At 63.2% G+C, this 16,858-nt stretch carries 14 protein-coding genes; 7 read left to right on the top strand and 7 right to left on the bottom strand.

Going from position 1 to position 16,858, the window contains the following annotated elements:
* Positions 1-44: 44 nt before the first annotated feature.
* Positions 45-2,753: a PAS domain S-box protein gene (locus AT984_RS09355; RefSeq protein WP_058719869.1), complete on the bottom strand. Its 2,709-nt coding sequence runs from the start codon at positions 2,751-2,753 to the stop codon at positions 45-47.
* Positions 2,754-2,861: 108 nt separating this feature from the next.
* Positions 2,862-3,971, bottom strand: coding sequence for a S1C family serine protease (locus tag AT984_RS09350; protein WP_058719868.1), 1,110 nt, complete (start codon positions 3,969-3,971; stop codon positions 2,862-2,864).
* Positions 3,972-4,126: 155 nt separating this feature from the next.
* On the opposite strand from AT984_RS09350, the gene AT984_RS09345 reads away from it, so the two are divergent.
* Genes AT984_RS09345 through upp form a run of 3 tightly spaced genes read left to right on the top strand, consistent with a single transcriptional unit; the run spans position 4,127 to position 6,251 of the window.
* Entirely contained in the window at positions 4,127-4,846 is a 720-nt protein-coding gene (locus AT984_RS09345; RefSeq protein ID WP_058719867.1) for a DUF1624 domain-containing protein, read from the top strand.
* Positions 4,843-5,601, top strand: a complete 759-nt coding sequence (rlmB, locus tag AT984_RS09340) for a 23S rRNA (guanosine(2251)-2'-O)-methyltransferase RlmB (RefSeq protein WP_058719866.1) — start codon at positions 4,843-4,845, stop codon at positions 5,599-5,601. The genes AT984_RS09345 and rlmB overlap by 4 nt, the downstream gene beginning before the upstream one ends.
* Positions 5,602-5,621: 20 nt before the next feature.
* On the top strand, positions 5,622-6,251 hold the full coding sequence (gene upp, locus AT984_RS09335; RefSeq protein ID WP_058719865.1) for a uracil phosphoribosyltransferase: 630 nt from the start codon (positions 5,622-5,624) through the stop codon (positions 6,249-6,251).
* Between the two features lie 19 nt (positions 6,252-6,270).
* Here the strand turns inward: upp and AT984_RS09330 are convergent, their stop codons facing one another.
* The 5 genes from AT984_RS09330 to AT984_RS09310 form a co-directional block, all read right to left on the bottom strand.
* Positions 6,271-6,813 (bottom strand): chromate transporter, encoded by a 543-nt coding sequence (locus AT984_RS09330; RefSeq protein ID WP_058719864.1) that lies wholly within the window; start codon positions 6,811-6,813, stop codon positions 6,271-6,273.
* Entirely contained in the window at positions 6,810-7,412 is a 603-nt protein-coding gene (locus AT984_RS09325; protein ID WP_058719863.1) for a chromate transporter, read from the bottom strand. The genes AT984_RS09330 and AT984_RS09325 overlap by 4 nt, the downstream gene beginning before the upstream one ends.
* Positions 7,409-8,416, bottom strand: coding sequence for a D-2-hydroxyacid dehydrogenase family protein (locus AT984_RS09320; protein WP_058719862.1), 1,008 nt, complete (start codon positions 8,414-8,416; stop codon positions 7,409-7,411). The genes AT984_RS09325 and AT984_RS09320 overlap by 4 nt, the downstream gene beginning before the upstream one ends.
* A 126-nt stretch (positions 8,417-8,542) precedes the next feature.
* Complete coding sequence (locus AT984_RS09315) at positions 8,543-8,845, bottom strand: hypothetical protein (protein WP_058719861.1); 303 nt, start codon at positions 8,843-8,845, stop codon at positions 8,543-8,545.
* A gap of 70 nt (positions 8,846-8,915) precedes the next feature.
* The gene (locus AT984_RS09310; RefSeq protein ID WP_231741619.1) at positions 8,916-9,431 is read right to left on the bottom strand and encodes a hypothetical protein; all 516 of its coding nucleotides are present in this window, start codon (positions 9,429-9,431) and stop codon (positions 8,916-8,918) included.
* A 373-nt stretch (positions 9,432-9,804) separates the two neighbouring features.
* Between AT984_RS09310 and AT984_RS09305 the strand changes: the two genes are divergently transcribed.
* The 4 genes from AT984_RS09305 to AT984_RS09290 all read left to right on the top strand — a co-directional run bounded on the left by AT984_RS09305 (position 9,805) and on the right by AT984_RS09290 (position 16,856).
* Positions 9,805-11,658: an O-linked N-acetylglucosamine transferase, SPINDLY family protein gene (locus AT984_RS09305; protein WP_058719859.1), complete on the top strand. Its 1,854-nt coding sequence runs from the start codon at positions 9,805-9,807 to the stop codon at positions 11,656-11,658.
* A gap of 48 nt (positions 11,659-11,706) precedes the next feature.
* Positions 11,707-14,055 (top strand): type I secretion system permease/ATPase, encoded by a 2,349-nt coding sequence (locus AT984_RS09300; RefSeq protein ID WP_197418291.1) that lies wholly within the window; start codon positions 11,707-11,709, stop codon positions 14,053-14,055.
* A gap of 77 nt (positions 14,056-14,132) precedes the next feature.
* On the top strand, positions 14,133-15,338 hold the full coding sequence (locus AT984_RS09295) for an HlyD family efflux transporter periplasmic adaptor subunit (protein ID WP_082679909.1): 1,206 nt from the start codon (positions 14,133-14,135) through the stop codon (positions 15,336-15,338).
* 156 nt (positions 15,339-15,494) lie between these two features.
* Complete coding sequence (locus tag AT984_RS09290; protein WP_058719856.1) at positions 15,495-16,856, top strand: TolC family protein; 1,362 nt, start codon at positions 15,495-15,497, stop codon at positions 16,854-16,856.
* Positions 16,857-16,858 lie beyond the last annotated feature (2 nt).

The raw sequence follows: 16,858 nt of genomic DNA, 5'->3' as shown, positions 1-16,858 counted from the left end.
CCTCGGCCCCTTCAGTGCGCCACAAATACGCCATCAATGCCTCATCAATGCGCCATCATCGGCGCCATGATGGGCAGGCGCATCACAAAACGGCTGCCCACGCCTGGCTCGCTCTGCAGCTCGATCTGCCCGCCCAAGATGCCCGTCACGATGTTGTAGACGATGTTCAGGCCCAGGCCGGTACCGCCCTGGCCCATCTTGGTGGTGAAGAAGGGATCGAAGGCGCGGCGCCGGATGTCGGCGCTCATGCCCTTGCCGTTGTCGACCACGCTGAGGATCACCATGGCCGGGTCCGTCGGGTCGATTTCTGCCTCGATGCGCAGGCGCTGTTCAGGCGCCGGCGTGCCCTCGGCATCGCCTTCCTTGCGCTCGGCCGTCGGCGGATCGAAGGCGTGAATCATGGCGTTCATGACCAGATTGGTCAGCACCTGGCCGAGCGGGCCGGGGTAGCTGTCCAAGGCTTCAGTCAGCTGGATCTGCTGTTCGATTTGCAGCGGCGACTTGCGCAATTGCGCCCCGAGCAGGCTCAAGACATCGCTGACCAGCGATTGCAGCGTGAAGCTGCGCCGCTGCGCGGTGGCCTGATCGACCGACACCTGCTTGAAGTGCGCCACCAATTCGGTCGCCGTGCTCATGCTGCGCAGCAGGATGGCGCAGGCGGTTTGTGCATCGGCGAGGTAGGCGTCCAGCACCGAGCGACGAATCTGGCCGGCATCAAAATCGCGCCGGACCTGCTGAGTCAAGCTCTCCAGGGTGGAGGCGGTGGTCAGGCAATTGCCCAGCGGTGTGTTGAGTTCATGCGCAATGCCCGCCACCAATGAGCCCAAGGCGGCCATTTTTTCTGAGCGCATCAGTTCGGCCTGCGCCTGGCGCAGGGTGACCAGGGCTTGCTGCAACTCCGCCGTGCGCTTGTCCACGCGCATTTCCAGTTCCGCATTCAAGGTCACCAACGCACGCTGCGCCTGACGCTCGGCGCTGACATCGCGTGCAATGCAGAGCCAGCCTTTGAGGCTGCCGTCTTGCTCGCGCATCAGATTGACGGTCAGCGAGACTTCCAGCTCCGCGCCATCTTTGCGGACGAAGATCCAGAAGCTGGTCTGGGTGTCGAAGGCCTGCACTGAGGCCGGATCCACCCGCATCAGCGTGCGCCCGCCCTCTTGGATGATTTGCACGCCGCGCGCCAGCAACTCCTCTTCGCCGTGTAGCAGGTTGATGCATCGGTTCAGCATCTCGTCTTCGGCATAGCCCAGCATCAATTGGGCGCCGTGATTGAAGAGCTCGATTTGCCCCTCCATATCGGTGACGATGATGGCCACCTCGCGGGCCGAGTCCAGCACGGCCTGCAAACGGTCTTTGGCGGCGCTCAGCGCCGCTTCAGATGCGCGCAGAGCCAACTCAGCGCTCTTGGTTGCGGTGATGTCGCGGCCGGTGCCGCGGTAGCCGGTAAAACGCCCTTGCGCATCAAAAATGGGCGAGCCGGAGATGCTGATGTAGCGCATCTCCCCGGAGGCCAATCGCCGGCCATAGCCGAAGTCCCGGAAGGGCTCGTGGCGCTTCAGCAATGCAATGTGCTCGGTCCAGTCAATGTCGACCCCAGCCTGCGGGCCTTCCCAGCGCTTTTGGCCAATCAATGTCGGGGTGTATTTGCGCAGCTCCGGGTCGCTTTCACGCGAGTAGTAGACGAAGCGAAACTCCGCGTCTTGCTCCCAAACCCAGTCGCTGGAGATCTCGGTCAGGCTACGGAAGCGCTGCTCGGTGGCTTGCAGCGTCAATTGCTGATCGCGGATTTGCTGGATGTATTGGTTGAGCGCCAGGTTTTGCGTTTGCAGATGCCGGCGGCGTTGCACCAGCAGGGCGGCCAGCAGGGACAGTACAGCGCTGGCCAGCAAACCGGCGATCATCTCGGTGTCCAACCAGGTGCTGGCCGCTGCGCGGCTATGCCTGGGATAAGCGGCGATGGCCCAGGTGGCGCCAGGTAAATGCACAAATTGCGTCACCGCCAAGGCTTCTTTGGCGAGGCTGGCATCGCCCCAGATCAACTCGCTGAGGCTCTGGCTGTCGGCCCGCCACTGAAACAGCGCCAGGCGCAATGGTGAGTTATCGCTCAGACCCGCAGCCTGCACAAAGCGCGGCAGGTCGGCCACCACCGACACCACACCCCAATAGGCCGGCGGCTGACCGTTCGGGCTGGCAAAGAAGACCGGTGTGCGTTGGATGATGCCTTCGCCCCCTTGCACCAGCTTGACCGGCCCCACCAACAATGGGTGGCCTTGCTGGCGCGCCTGTTGCACCTGGGCGTATTGCAAGGGGATGCTGGCGTAGCGCAGGCCCAGCACCGCCCCATTGCCGTCAAGCGGGTAGACATAACGCACCACATCGTCGGGGGCGACAACGATGCTGCGCACCTGGGGCAGCAGGTTGACCACCCGCTGGCTGAGGGCATCGAAGCGCTCGGCGCTGATGCCGTGGTCCAGCTGAATCATGGCCTCCAGGGCCAGCGTAGGGCCGAAGGTGGCTTGGGCCACTGCTTCGAGCCGGGTGCGCACGGCGCTGAGGGCTTCGTGCACCTGGCTTTGTTCGCTGGCCAAGCGTTGCTGCTGCCGAGCCAGCCCCAGGGCGAGGCACAGGGACAGGCCGGTCAATGCGGTCAGCAGGGTGACCCAGTGGGCCCATGCCCAGTGCTTGGCGGCAAAGGCGGGTGGGCGAACTGCTGGATTGTCGAGGACTGCGTCCCCATTCGAATCAAGACTCATGGGCCGCTTACCTATCGCTTCAGTCTCGGCGCTTTGACGGTATCACAGCCGCGCCAAAAATGCCGACTCTGGCTGTGCAGCGGGGCACAGTGAGCCGGCTTGGCGGCTTCAGTCCGATTCGCCCAGCTGCAGCGCCTGTTTGCGCGTCTTGCCCTCATTCCACAGTGTGAGCGTGATGCGCTCCCCGACCTGGCGCTGCTCCAGCAGGTTGAGCATCTCGTCGAGATCACGCACCGGCTGATCGTTGATGGCGGTGATCACATCACCCTGGATCAGTCGGCCATTGCGTTCACGGGCAAACACCTGCAGGCCGGCCTTCGCCGCCGGGCTGCCGGGGTTGACGCGCACCAGCGCCACGCCCTTGGGCAGATTCAGCGCCTGATGCACATTCGGTGCCGCAGCGGTCACGCCCAGGGCAGGGCGGATGATGCGGCCATCGCGGATCAGCCGCGGCACGATGCGATTCACCTCATCGACGGGAATCGCAAAGCCGATGCCCGCGCTGGCCCCGCTGGGGCTGTAAATGGAGGTGTTGACGCCGATCAGCCGCCCGGCTGAATCCAGCAGCGGCCCGCCCGAGTTGCCTGGGTTGATGGCCGCATCGGTTTGAATCGCCCCTCGAATCATGCGGCGGGTGACCGATTCGATCTCGCGGTTGAGGGCGCTGACGATGCCTAGGGTCAGGGTCTGGTCCAGGCCGAAGGGGTTGCCGATGGCGTAGACCGATTGGCCGACCTGCAAATCGCGGCTGCTGCCGATGGCAATGGCTTGCAGCTTCTCCTTGGGGGCGTCAATGCGCAAAACGGCCAGATCGCGGTCGGGGAACACGCCCACCAGGGTGGCGGGGTAGCTGGCCTCGTTGGACAGCATCACCACCGCCGAGCTGCCGCCCTGGATGACGTGGAAATTGGTCACCACATGGCCGGCCTCGTCCCAGATGAAGCCGCTGCCCGTGCCTTGCGGCTGCTCGGTGATGTGAAGGGAGAACATGTCCCGGGTGCGCGCCAAGGTGGTGATGTGCACCACCGAGGGCGAGACCTTTTTGAACACATTCACATGGTTTTGCTCGGTGGCATCCAGCGGCCCGCGGGGCTGCACGGCGCGCGGCTCGGCTTGGGGCTTGCTTTGCGCGCTTTGCGGCGCCAGCCAGCTATAGCCCAGCAGGCTCAAACACAGCAGCAGAGCCAGGGAGAGAACGGCTTTGTTTTGACGAGACATGGCGGTGGTTCAGGTGGCGCGCAATTGATTCAAGTGGCGCTGAAGTGGCAATGAATGACTATCCAAGTGGCGGAGCTGCGCCGCTGACATAGACTGGCGCGCCGCGTCCCGCCATTGTGCCGAATTGAACTGTGACTGCCTTGCCTGCCCCTGTAATGCGCGCTATGCGCTTTGATCGACTCGATGCCTTGCGCGGCCTGGCCATCGTCTGGATGGCCGTCTTTCATTTCTGTTTCGATCTGAATCACTACGGCTGGATTCGGCAGGACTTTTATCGCGACCCGGTCTGGACCGGCCAGCGCACCGCCATCGTCAGCCTGTTTTTGCTCTGCGCCGGCATGGGCCAGGCCTTGGCCATTCATCAAGGCTTGAGCTGGCCGCGTTTTTGGCGGCGCTGGGGGCAGGTGGCGGGTTGTGCCTTGTTGGTGAGCCTGGGTTCTTACCTGATGTATCCGCGCAGCTTCATCAGCTTTGGCGTGCTGCACGGCATGGCGGTGATGCTTTTGCTGCTGCGCGTGGCGGGGCCGCGCTTGTCGAATCTGGCTGGTCTGTTGCTGGGCTTGGCGGCCTTGCTGCTGCCGCTGTGGCTGCAACATGAATTCTTTGACAGCCGCTGGACCAATTGGCTGGGCCTGGTGACCCACAAGCCCATCACCGAGGACTATGTGCCCGTGTTGCCCTGGCTGGGCGTGATGCTCTGGGGCTTTGTGCTGGGTCGTTGGCTTTTGCTCGCACGCCCCGCGCTACTGACCGGCGCGCTGCCGGCATTCGCACGCCCGCTGGCGGTTTTGGGCCGATGGTCATTGAGTTTTTACATGGTCCATCAGCCGGTCTTGATCGGATTGCTCATGCTAGCGGCTACGATGCGGGCATGAGTTCCAACAAAATCCTGTTCGGCTTCCACGCCGTCACGGTGCGTCTGAAGACGCATCCCACCACCATTTCCGAGATCCATGTCGATGCGACGCGGCGCGACCAGCGCATGAAGCAGTTCATCGAGCGGGTCAAATCCAGCGGCACCAAGCTGATCGAAAGCGACGACGATCGCATCGCCAAGATCGCCGGCACCACCCGCCACCAAGGCGTGGTGGCCAAGGTTCAGGCCGTGGCTCTGGCCAATACCTTTGACGATGTGATGGACAACATCCAGGGCATGCCTATGCTCTTGGTGCTGGACGGTGTGACCGATCCGCACAATCTGGGTGCCTGCCTGCGCGTGGCCGACGGTGCCGGCGCCCAAGCCGTGATGGCCCCCAAAGACCATGCCGTTGGCCTTAACGCCACCGTGGCCAAGGTGGCCAGTGGCGCGGCCGAGACTGTGCCCTATGTGATGGTGACCAATCTGGCCCGCACCCTGGGTGAGCTGAAGGACTTTGATATTTGGGTGGTGGGCACTTCCGACCAGGCCGAGAAGTCGATTTACGACCTTGACCTGAATCGCCCGGTGGCCCTGGTGCTGGGCGCCGAAGGTGACGGCCTGCGTCAGCTGACCGCCAAGACTTGCGATGAGCTGGTGCGCATCCCCATGGCCGGTGGGGTGGAAAGCCTCAATGTCTCGGTGGCCGCAGGCGTGTGCCTGTACGAAGTGGCGCGCCAACGCGCCGCAGCCGCCAAGAAGACAAACAGCTAAGCGCGAAGGAGTTTCACACCATGGCTGTCATTGAAGTTCAACACCCGCTCGTCAAACACAAGATCGGCTTGATGCGCGAGAACGATATCTCGACCAAGAAGTTCCGCGAACTCACCGGCGAGGTGGCCCGCTTGCTGGCCTACGAGGCCACGGCCGACTTCCCGCTTGAAAAAACCACCATCGACTGCTGGAGCGGCCCGACCGAGGTGGACCAGATTGCTGGCCGCAAGGTCACCGTGGTGCCGATACTGCGCGCCGGTCTGGGCATGCTGGACGGTGTGCTGGACATGATCCCGAATGCCAAGATCAGCGTTGTGGGTCTGGCCCGCAACCATGAGACGCTGCAGCCGGTGCATTATTTCGAACGCTTTGTGGGTCAGTTGGATGAGCGCACCGCGCTGATCGTGGACCCAATGCTGGCGACCGGCGGCTCGATGATTGCCACCATCGACCTGCTCAAGCGCCGCGGTTGCAAGGACATCCGCGCCCTGGTGCTGGTGGCTGCGCCCGAAGGCGTGAAGGCCTTGCACGACGCCCACCCCGATGTGCGCTGCTGGACGGCCACCATCGACAGCCACCTGGATGAGCACGGCTACATCATCCCGGGCTTGGGTGACGCCGGGGACAAGATCTTCGGCACCAAAGAGTAAGCGTAAGAAAAGGCTGGGCTCAGACCCAGCCTAACGCCCCCAGCACGCCGCCGCCCAGCACCAGCCAGACCAGGCTGATGCGGGTCTTGGCCGTCAGCAGCACGGTCGCGGCCATCAAGCCCAGGGTGAACCAGCGATGTTCCGGCTGGCGCAGATAGGGCTCGGCCAGCAAATAGCCCGTGGCGATCAGCAGGCCCAAGGTGATGGGTGCCATGCCGGCCTTGAAGGCGCGCACACCCAGGCTTTGCTGGTTTTTCTGCGCCCAGCGAGTGGCAGCGAGCACCAAGGTGGTGGAGGGCAGCATGATGCCCGCCAGCGCCGCCAGGGCGCCGCTCAGGCCCGCGATATTCCAGCCCAGCACCGCCACGAACAAGATATTCGGGCCAGGCGCGGCCTGCGCCAGGGCGATGGAATTGGTGAACTGCAGATCGGTCAGCCAATGCTGCTGCCCGACCAGATAGCGGTGCATCTCCGGCGCGGTGGAAATCGCGCCGCCGATGGACAGCAGAGACAGGGTCAGAAAGTGCAGAAACAGCGGCAGCAGCTCAGGTGGCAAGCTCATGCTTTGAGCCTCCGCCAAGCCGCCCACATGCCCAGCGGGCCCAGGCACGCCAGCACCCAGGGCAGCGGCAGGCGCAGCACGGCGATGGCCACGATGGTCAGCCCGGCCAAGCCCCAGGCCCACCAGCGCCCCATCGGATTGCCAGGCAGCGAGGGCGCCAGCTTGACGCCCGTAGCCAAGATCAGGCCCGCCGACACGGCGCCCATGCCGCGCAATGCATTGCCCACGACCGGATGCGAGGCGAATTGGCCGTACAGGGCGGCCATGCTCAGCATCAGGATGCAGGGCAGCAGCATCATGCCGGCCAGCGCCGCGAAGGCACCGCGCACGCCAAAGAAGCGGTCGCCAATCATCAGCGACAGATTCACAACATTGGGGCCGGGTAGAACCTGGGCGACCGCGAGGGACTCCAGAAACTCCTCTTGGCTCAGCCAGCCCAGGCGCTCGACCAGCTCACGCTGGGCCACCGCCAGCACACCGCCGAAGCCTTGCAAGGCCAGGCGGTTGAAAGCCCAGTAAAGCTTCCACAGCGAGGCCGGGCGTGCGCGTCCTGTTTCATCAGTTCCTGCAGCTCCCGCTGGCTCGGCAGCGGGACTCACCGCATGACCTTCAGGGCCTCGGGATTGATCAGGTTGCTGGGCTCACTCTTGATGAAATTCAGCACATTCTCGAAGGCGGCGTCGAGATAGAGCTCGTAGCTGTCTTGCTCCACATAGCCGATATGCGGCGTGCAAACAGCGTTTTCCATGCGCAGCAGTGGGTGGCCTTGCAGCACGGGTTCGGTTTCGAACACATCGATGGCGGCCATGCCGGGCCGGCCGCGATTGAGTGCCGACACCAGCGCGCCTTCGGCAATCAGCTCGGCCCGCGAGGTGTTGACGAATAGGGCGGTGGGCTTCATGCGCGCAAAGTCCTCGGGGCCGACCAGTCCGGTCGTCGTTGGGCTCAGGCGCAGATGCAGACTCAGCACATCGCAGCTCTCGAAAAACTGTTCGCGGCTCTCGGCGGCTAGGTAGCCATCGGCCGAGGCCCGCAGGCGCGAGGCCTCGCTGCCCCACACCATCACCTGCATGCCGAAGGCGTGGGCGTAACCGGCCACCAGTTGGCCGATGCGGCCATAGCCCCAGATGCCCATGGTCTTGCCCTTGAGCACCATCCCGAGGCCGAAATTGGGTGGCATGGAGGCTGCTTTTAGACCCGACTGCTGCCAGATGCCATGCTTGAGATTGCTGATGTACTGCGGCAGGCGCCGCATCGCGGCCATGATCAAGGCCCAGGTCAGTTCGGCCGGCGCCGTGGGTGAACCTACGCCCTCGGCCACCGCAATGCCTAGCTTGGTGCAGGCAGCAACATCGACGTGGGCGCCGACCCGGCCGGTTTGCGAGATCAGCTTGAGCTTGGGCAGCTTTTCCAGCAGCTGGCGGGGGAAGGCGGTGCGTTCCCGAATCAAGACCAGCACCTCGGCGTCACGCAGGCGCACAGACAACTGGCCTATGCCCTTGACCGTGTTGGTGAAGACTTTGGCATGGAGGTGCTCCAACTTTGCCGCGCAGCGTAGCTTGCGCACGGCATCCTGATAGTCGTCGAGGATGATGATATTCATGTGTGCGGGCCATTTTGCCTTGTTCTTGCCGCTGGCTTGATTGGGCCGGTGACGAGATGTTGTTTCGGCTCGCAGGCAGCGCTGCTGCCGCCGCTGCATTTGGGCGGTGGGCCAGGGCGGCCGCGCTCAGAGGGCGGTGCGAATGGCCAACTCGTGGATCGCGGCCCGGCTGCAGTCGGCGGGCAGGGCGGCCAGCAAGCTGGCGCGCAGCAGCCATAACTCGATCGGCTCACTGGCGTGGCGGATGGTTTGCTGCAAATGCTGGCCAACCTCGCCCGGCACATCGGCCGCCGCGCGCTGAAACACCAGCTTGAGCTGGACCAGGGCCTGGCGCGCCGAGCTGCGGCCACGCCTCTCGTCCGGCCGGCCCGCACTGGCAAAGCCCCAGGGCGGTGGGAAGTCGGGAATATCGCGCAGAGTGAGATGCATGGTCGTCTGGCTCGCTTGATCTGGCGGCTTGTATGAGCAGGCTGAAATGATCCGGCTGAAATGTGCCGGCTTAATGCCGCTTGCCGAGAGGCTGAGCCAAGGCTTGGCCCGGTGCATTGAAATTGAGCATGGCCGCTTGGCTGCTAAAAAAGCTGTTCAGCGCCTGGAGGCGGCGTTCGGCCTCATGTTGCGAGTAGGCCCGCGCCACTTCGGTGTAAAGCCAGGCGCGCAAATGCCAGAGGTCACGCAGGTTTCGGCTACGGCAGATGCTGCGCTCAAGCGCTTCGACCGTGTCGCCGCTGAGTCCTTGCAAAGAAGCCTGAAACTGAACCCGGGCAACGGTCACATTGGCTTGTCGGCGGGCGTCCAGCATCTGAGCCTGTGCGGCCCAAGGGTCGACATCGGCGGGCCGGCGGCGCAGCAAGGTCTGCCAAATCGAGTCCAAATTGCCGGCGTTGATGCTGCTGCGCGGCGGCGGAAAGCTGCCGCTGGGTCGGTTCAGGCCGTGAGGCTGGGTCGTGATGGACGAGGTCGACGACAAGGCTCCGCGTGTCCTGGCCCATCGAGTCAGAATGGCATTCAGCATATTTTTGCTCTCTAAACAGCGACCGGTTTCGGGCGCGCCCTCCTCCTACAGAGGTGAAACCATTCTGACCAGCCCGGCCTTGACCTGAAGGGCTGAAATGCAGGGGCAAGAGGGAGTAAATCGAAACTCAAGTTTTTGCCGGCTCGAGCGAAATGCAGAGGTGCAGGGAGACATGCGGGGAATTGGGCCCCTGGACCCGGCTATTTGCGGCGATCCTGCAGGGAGTAGTGCTTGGAGAATCGAGACGGGGAAGCCCTTGTGGGCCCGTCCCTGGCCAGGTTTCGTCCTCGTTGGGCAAAGCCAAGGTCTTAGACACGCGCTTCGCGACACGTTTACATAGGCCTGTATCGCCATGGACCTTGCTTCACCCCGCATGCAAACATTGAGCATTCCCGCCGCCCTCAGCGCCGAGTGGGATCAACTCCTGCGCCGCTGCCAGGAGGCCAGCTTGCCCTTGGCCGAGTTGATGGGCCGGGCGTCCCAGTTGCAGACACAAGGACTGGGCGAACTGGCTGGTGAGTTGTACCGCGCTTGGCTGGACAAGCAGACCGGACCGCTGCGGGTTGTCGCCCTCTACAACATGGGCGCCACCCTGGCCAGCATCCACAAACATGCCGAGGCAGAGCAGGCCTATCTGCAAGCGCTGGCACTCAAGCCTGACTTTCTGCAGGCCAAGGTCAATCTGGGGCATCAACAAGAGCATCTGGGGCAGGTCGAGAATGCGCTGAAGACCTGGGCAGATGCTGCCAATGACACATCAGTCGGCGAGATCATGGGCACTGACGCCCTGGAGCTGCGCCTGCATGCCTTGAAGAATCGTGCCCGCCTGCTGGAGCAAGAAAAGCGCTATCCCGAGGCCGAGACCGTCATGCGTCAAGCGCTGATGCTCAAAGCCGATCAAGGCGATGTGCTGCAGCACTATGTGCACATTCGCCAAAAGCAATGCGCTTGGCCGGTGTATGAGCCCGTCGGCGCGGTCACGCCCAATCAGCTGCTGCTCAATACCTCTTTGCTGGCCATGCTGAGCTATAGCGATGACCCGGCGCTGCAACTGCTGGTCGCCCAGCGCTTTGTGCACGAGAAGGTCATCAAGTACGCCGGCCCGCCTTTGTACAAACAAAGCGGCAAGCGCAGGGAAGGGCGGATCCGGATTGGCTATCTCTCCGGCGACTTGCGCATGCATGCGGTGGGCTTTCTGACGCCGGAAATCTTCGAGTTGCACGACCGTTCGCGCTTCGAGGTGTTTGCTTTTTGCTGGAGCGGCGAAGACGGCTCGGCCCAGCGTGCCCGCATCCGCTCGGCCATGGATCAGCTGATCCCCTTGCAAGGCCTCAGCGATGAGGCGGCCGCCCAACTGATCGCCAGCATGGGTATCGACGTGTTGGTGGACTTGCAGGGCCTGACCAGCGGCGCTCGACCGAATATCCTGGCTTATCGCCCCGCACCCATTCAGGTCAGCTACCTAGGCTTGCCTGGCACCTCAGCCATTCCCGGCGTGGACTGGATTCTGGCGGACCGTTTTGTGATGCCGCCCGAGTACCTGCCTTTCTGTACCGAGCGGCCGATCTACCTCGATAAGTGCTACCAATCCAGCGACCGCAAGCGGCCAATTGGCGCCACGCCGACGCGCAGCCAGCTGGGTCTACCGGAAGACGCCTTCGTTTACTGTTCCTTCAACAACAACCACAAATACACCGAGCCGATGTTCCAGGCCTGGATGCGGGTGCTGCAAGCGGTGCCCAATTCGGTCTTGTGGTTGCTGGCAGATAACGCCAAGGCACGCGAGAACATGCTGGCCCATGCGGCGGCGCAAGGGGTGGCGGCGGAGCGTTTGATCTTTGCGCCACGTGCCGCGCCGCCGGACTATCTGGCACGCTTTCAGCTGGCCGATTTGGTGCTGGACACCTTCCCCTACAACGCCGGAACCACGGCCAATGATTGCCTCTGGATGGGCGCGCCCATCCTGACGCTGAGCGGGCGTAGCTATATCTCGCGCATGGCGGGCAGCCTCTTGACGGCGGTCGGCTTGCCGGATCTGGTCACCTATTCTGTGACGGAGTATGAGCAACGCGCGATTCAGATTGGCCAGCAGCCGGCGCGGGCACTATCCTATAAACGTTATCTGCAAGAGTTTGGTCGCAGCTCGGCCTTGTTTGATATGCCGGCCTTGGTGGCCGATATGGAAGCTCAGTTTGAACGCATGGCCTTGGCCCAGCGTGAGGCCTGAAGCGATGTGCTCAAGCCCTCGTTTTGGACGTTTTGAGGAGTGAATCGGGTGTCCCGACGCGACGATTTCTTTGACCCCGCAGGCACCGACCGAGGGCCGAGCCTGCGCTTGGCCGCCTCCGCAGAGGATGGGGCGGTGCGCCAGGATCCTGTCCTGGATGCCGAGGAAGAAGTCGGGGCAGACATCGGTGATCCCTTGCTGCAGGCGCTGGTCTGGCTGACCAACCACCACAAACGCCCTCGCTCCGCCGCTTCCTTGCGTGCCAATGGCGCGGCCGACGGCGTCTTGTCGCCGGCGCAGGCGGTCAGATTGATGAAGGAGGCGGGCTACGAGGCTGCCCTTCAACGCCGCGCGCTGAATCAGATCAACAGCCTGATGCTGCCGACGGTGATTCTGCTCAATGAGGGCGACGCCTGCGTGCTGGTGCGCGTGCTGGACGAGGCCAGCGGCCGCTACCAGGTCTTGTTTCCTGGTGCTGAGTCGCAGCTTTGCGAGGCCAATCTGAGCGAGTTGCAAGCCGAATACAGCGGCTTTTGCCTGCTGGTCAGCCCCAAGGAGCAGACCCGAGCCCAAGCCCATCACCATGTGGTGATGGATGCCACCGATCACTGGCTGTGGGGCACGCTCAAGCGTTTCATCCCTTACTACCGTGGCGCCATGTTGGCGGCCTTGCTCAGCAATGTCTTGATGCTGGCCACCGGCATGGTCACGGCGGTGATTTACGACAAGGTCATCCCGCACCAAGATGCCTTGGTGACCTTGTGGACGCTGGTTATCGGCGGCGCGCTGGCATTGGTGTTTGACCTGTTCGCCAAACATTTGCGAGCCGACTTGATTGACCTGGCGGGGCGCAAGGCTGATTTGATCATCGGCGCCAAATTGTTCCGCCACATTCTGTCGATCCGCATGGAGCACAAGCCGGCCTCGGCGGGTTCCTGTGCGCATTACATGGGCCAGGTCGAAACGGTGCGCGACTTCTTCGCCTCGGCCAGCATGTCGGTGTTGACCGATCTGCCTTTCATCATCATTTTTGTCGGCATGGTCTTCACCATCGGCGGCCCTCTGGGCTGGGTGGTGACGCTGACGGTGCCCATCATGGTGGCGGGCATCATCGTGCTGCAGGCCTTGGTGCGGCGGTCGGTTCGCACCGGCATGGCTGAGCAGGCTGAAGTGCAGGGCAATTTGGTGGAGGCACTCGAGGGCCTGGAGGACGTCAAGACCTCGGGCGCCGCACCACAGTTTCAACACCGCTACGAGATCAGCAATGCGGTGGCAGCCGAATCCAGCTTGCGCACCCGTAGCATGCACGGCTTGATCAATCATCTGTCTCACTCGATGTACCAGATCAACACGCTGTTGATGCTGTTGTGGGGCGTGTATTTGATCCGTGAAGGCGTGATCACGCAGGGGGCCTTGATCGGCTCCATCATGTTCGCCTCGCGTGCGCTGGCACCTTTGGGCAGCATGGTGGGTTTGGTCACGCGCTACCAAGGCGCACGGGCGGCCTTGCAAAGTATCGATTCCCTGATGAACAAGCCCACCGAACGCGACAGCGCTCAAAACTATGTGCCGCTGACCAGTGTGCAGGGCCGCATCGTCTTGCGCGATGTGGGCTTCCAGTACCCGGCAGCGCCTGGCCAGGCGGCGCCTCGGGTGCTGGGTGGACTGAATGTGCAGATTCAGCCGGGCGAGCGGATCGCCGTGCTGGGCCGCATTGGTAGCGGCAAGTCCACCGTCTTGCGCTTGATTGCCGGCCTGTATCAGCCAACCGAAGGCATGGTGGAGGTGGAAGGCCTCGATCTGCGCCAGATCGACCCGGCTGAGTATCGCTCGCATGTGGGTTTCGTGTCGCAAGAGCCGCGCCTTTTCCAGGGCACGCTCCGAGACAATGTTTTGATGGGCCGCGGTGAAGTGCCGGCGGCTCGCTTGGTTGAAGTGGCCCGTTTGACCGGCCTAGACCGCGTTGTCGCTGCTCACCCCATGGGCTGGGACCTGCCCGTGGGTGAGATGGGCGGCCTGCTTTCCGGCGGCCAGCGTCAATTGGTGGCCTTGGCACGTGCCTTGGTCAACAAGCCCAAGCTCTTGCTGATGGATGAGCCGACCAGCTCCATGGATGCGCAGTCCGAGATGAGCTTTCTGCGCCAGCTCAAGGAGGCCGCCGCTGGTTGCACCTTGATCGCGGTGACGCACCGCCCGGCCGTGCTGGAGTTGGTGGGCCGGGTGATGGTGATGGATGCGGGCAAGCTGGTGCTGGACGGTCCGCGCGACAAGGTGCTGGCTGCGCTTTCCGGCGTGCAGCCGGCAGCCACGGTGCAGGCGGGAGGCCGAGGTGGAGAGGACTCTCGCGTGCACATGCATCCCAGTGCCCAACCGGTTGAGCGCAAGGCCTCGGTTTAAGGCCTCGGTTGACGGGCCTGGACACGATCTCACAGCAATAACGAAGACGCGCTACGGCGCCAGACAGAGAAAAAGATATGGCGAAAGCCGCGCACGACAGCCCCTTTCTCAGTAGCCTTGCCCGGGCTCAGCTCGACGAGCCGCTGCCGCATGCCATGTGGGCGCTTTATCTTTTGTTGGCCGCGGTGGCGACCGCCATCACCTGGGCTGCATTCGCCAGGGTGGATCAGGTCAGCCGCATGCAGGGCAGGGTAGTGCCGGAGGCGCGGGAACAGGTGATCGCCAGTCTGGAAAGCGGCTTGCTGGCCGAAATGTTGGTGGTTGAGGGCCAAGAGGTGGCAGTTGGCCAGGAGCTGATGCGCCTGGACCCGACCCGCGTGGAGGCACAGCAAAACGAAGGCAGTCTGCGTCGCCTGGCTTTGAAGGCGGCCGTGGCCCGACTCAAGGCCGAGGCCTATGGCGGTCGCCCGGAGTGGCCGGCCGAAGTGAAGGCCGCGCCCGAACTCGCGGCGGCCGAGTTGCAGACTTATGAGTCCCGCATGCATGTGCTGGATGAGGCGGTGGTGGCTTTGGACCGAAGCGTGGGCTTGCTGGGGCGTGAACTCAAGGTGGCGCAGGACTTGTCCACGCGCGGACTGATGTCCGAAGTGGAAGTGATGCGCCTGAACCGCCAGGTCAATGATTTGCGCCAACAGCGCCAGGAGCGGGTCAGCCGCTTCCGGCAAGATGCCAGCCAGGAGTTGGCGCGTCAGCAAAACGAGTTGGCGGCGCTGGATGAGCAACAGGTGGTGCGCAAGGATGCAATGGCCCGCACGGTCTTGCGCTCGCCGGTGCATGGGCTGGTCAAGAACATCCGCAACAACACTGTGGGCGGCGTGGTGGCCGGTGGCTCACCGGTGATGGAGATCGTGCCGATTGGCCCCAATGTCTTGGTGGAAGCGCGCTTGCCTCCGTCCGAAGTGGGCTTTATCGGCGTCGGCCAGCGCGCCGTCGTCAAGCTGGCGGGCTATGACTTCAATATCCACGGTGGCCTGGAAGGCCATGTGGAGCTGATCAGCGCGGATACTTTGGGTGATAACGAGAAGACCTCGGCGACCGGTGACGCGCGCTACTACCGCGTGCTGATCCGCACTGACAAGAACACCTTGCGCCGAGCTGGCGAGCCTTTGCCGGTGCTGCCTGGCATGGCCGCCAATGTGGAAGTCAAGACCGGTGAACGCACGGTGCTGAGCTTCATCCTCAGGCCATTGCTCAAGAGCAATGAGGCCTTGAAAGAGCGCTAAAAATGCGCTGCTCGCGCCTAGCGATGCATTGACTGTGTGAGGCGCCAGCGGGCCTGGCCTTCAAATTGCGGGGTCGCCGGGTGGCAACTCCGGCCTTCACCTCCGGGGCTTGTGTGGTCTAGTGAATAGGTGTCTTTCCGAGCCTGATTGCCGACCATGAACAGCCTTTTTTTCAACGTCTTGCCTCGTCCTGTCCTGGGCCTGCTCATCGGCAGTACGTTGGCTTTGTCGACCTTGTCGGTGCAAGCGCAGCTGCGCTGTAACGAAGAGGAGCGCACAGCGATTGAAGGCAAAGATGCGCTGCCTGGTTTCGGCAGTGCCGACCCCCGTGGTCAGCTGTTGGAGATGATCGATCTGGCCTTGGCTCGCAGCCAGCAACTCGGTGCCGCCAATTTGCTGGCCCAAGCCGCAAGAAATGATTGGGAAGAGGCGGCAGCGGCTCGCCTGCCCGTGGTGCAGGCCCAGGCTTCGACCAGCGGTGCTGGCCAACAGGTTGGGGGTGTGCGCCAGAACCAGGGGCAGGCCCAAGCGGGTTTGAATCTGAGCATGCCGCTCTGGGATGCTGGCCGCATTGCTCAGACCGCTGCCTGGCGCTTGCAGCTGGCCGAAGCGGCCCGGCAAGGCCTGATCAGCAGCGAGCAACAGCTAGCCGCGCAGGTGGTGAGTTACTCCCTGGATCGTGGCCGTTTGTTGCTGCAAGCCCAGGTTTACCGTCAGTACACCAAGCGCATGGCCTGTCTGGTCGATGCGCTGGAGTCCGTGGTCAAGGCCGATAAGGGCCGCGCCAGCGAGCTGACTCAGGCCCAAAAGAGCCAGATGACGGCCGAGCTGTCGATGGAACAGACTCGCTCTGATTTGCGCGTGGTGGAGGTTCGGCTCAAGCGCTTGGTGGGCGATGCCCTGCCGGCCAGTGCCAGCTATGCCTCATTGCTGAATCAATTGCCTGACTTGCCAGGCTTGCAAGAGGCTGCGCTTCAGTCCTCCGATGTGAAGCAATTGGAGGCTTCTTCGCGTGCACAGGAACGTTATGCCTCGGTCGTGGCGGCGCAAAGCAAGCCGCAGGTCAGCCTGGGCATGGCGGCGAACGGCACCGGTACTTCGACCGGGACGCGGGCGGGCGAGTGGAGCGCCGGCGTGACTGTGACCATGCCGATCTATGCGCCAGGCCTTGACGCTTCCAAGCTGGCGGCCCAGCGCCGCGCCGACGCCAGCAAACTGCAGTTGCAAGATGCCATGACCGTGCGCAATTTCCAGTTGCAGGAGTTGCACCTCAATGCGGGGGCGGCGCTGGAGCGTGCCCGCCGCATCGTTGAAATTCTGCGTGCCAGCGAGCGACTGCGCAGCGCAACCATGGTGCAGTGGCAGCAGATGGGGCGGCGCTCGCTCTTCGATGTGATGGGGGCCGAGTCGGACTATTACTCGCTGCGCGTGGCCCATATCTCTGCACTTTCTGAGGTGCAGCAAGGTGTGCTGAATATGTGGTCCCTAGGCCCCGGTGTACTGGCGGTTCTGCGCTGAGC

This window comes from Paucibacter sp. KCTC 42545 (genome assembly GCF_001477625.1).
Taxonomy (GTDB): domain Bacteria; phylum Pseudomonadota; class Gammaproteobacteria; order Burkholderiales; family Burkholderiaceae_C; genus Paucibacter_A.
Note: the sequence above shows the minus strand (reverse complement) of the source record. Positions and strands in the feature narration are given on the sequence as shown.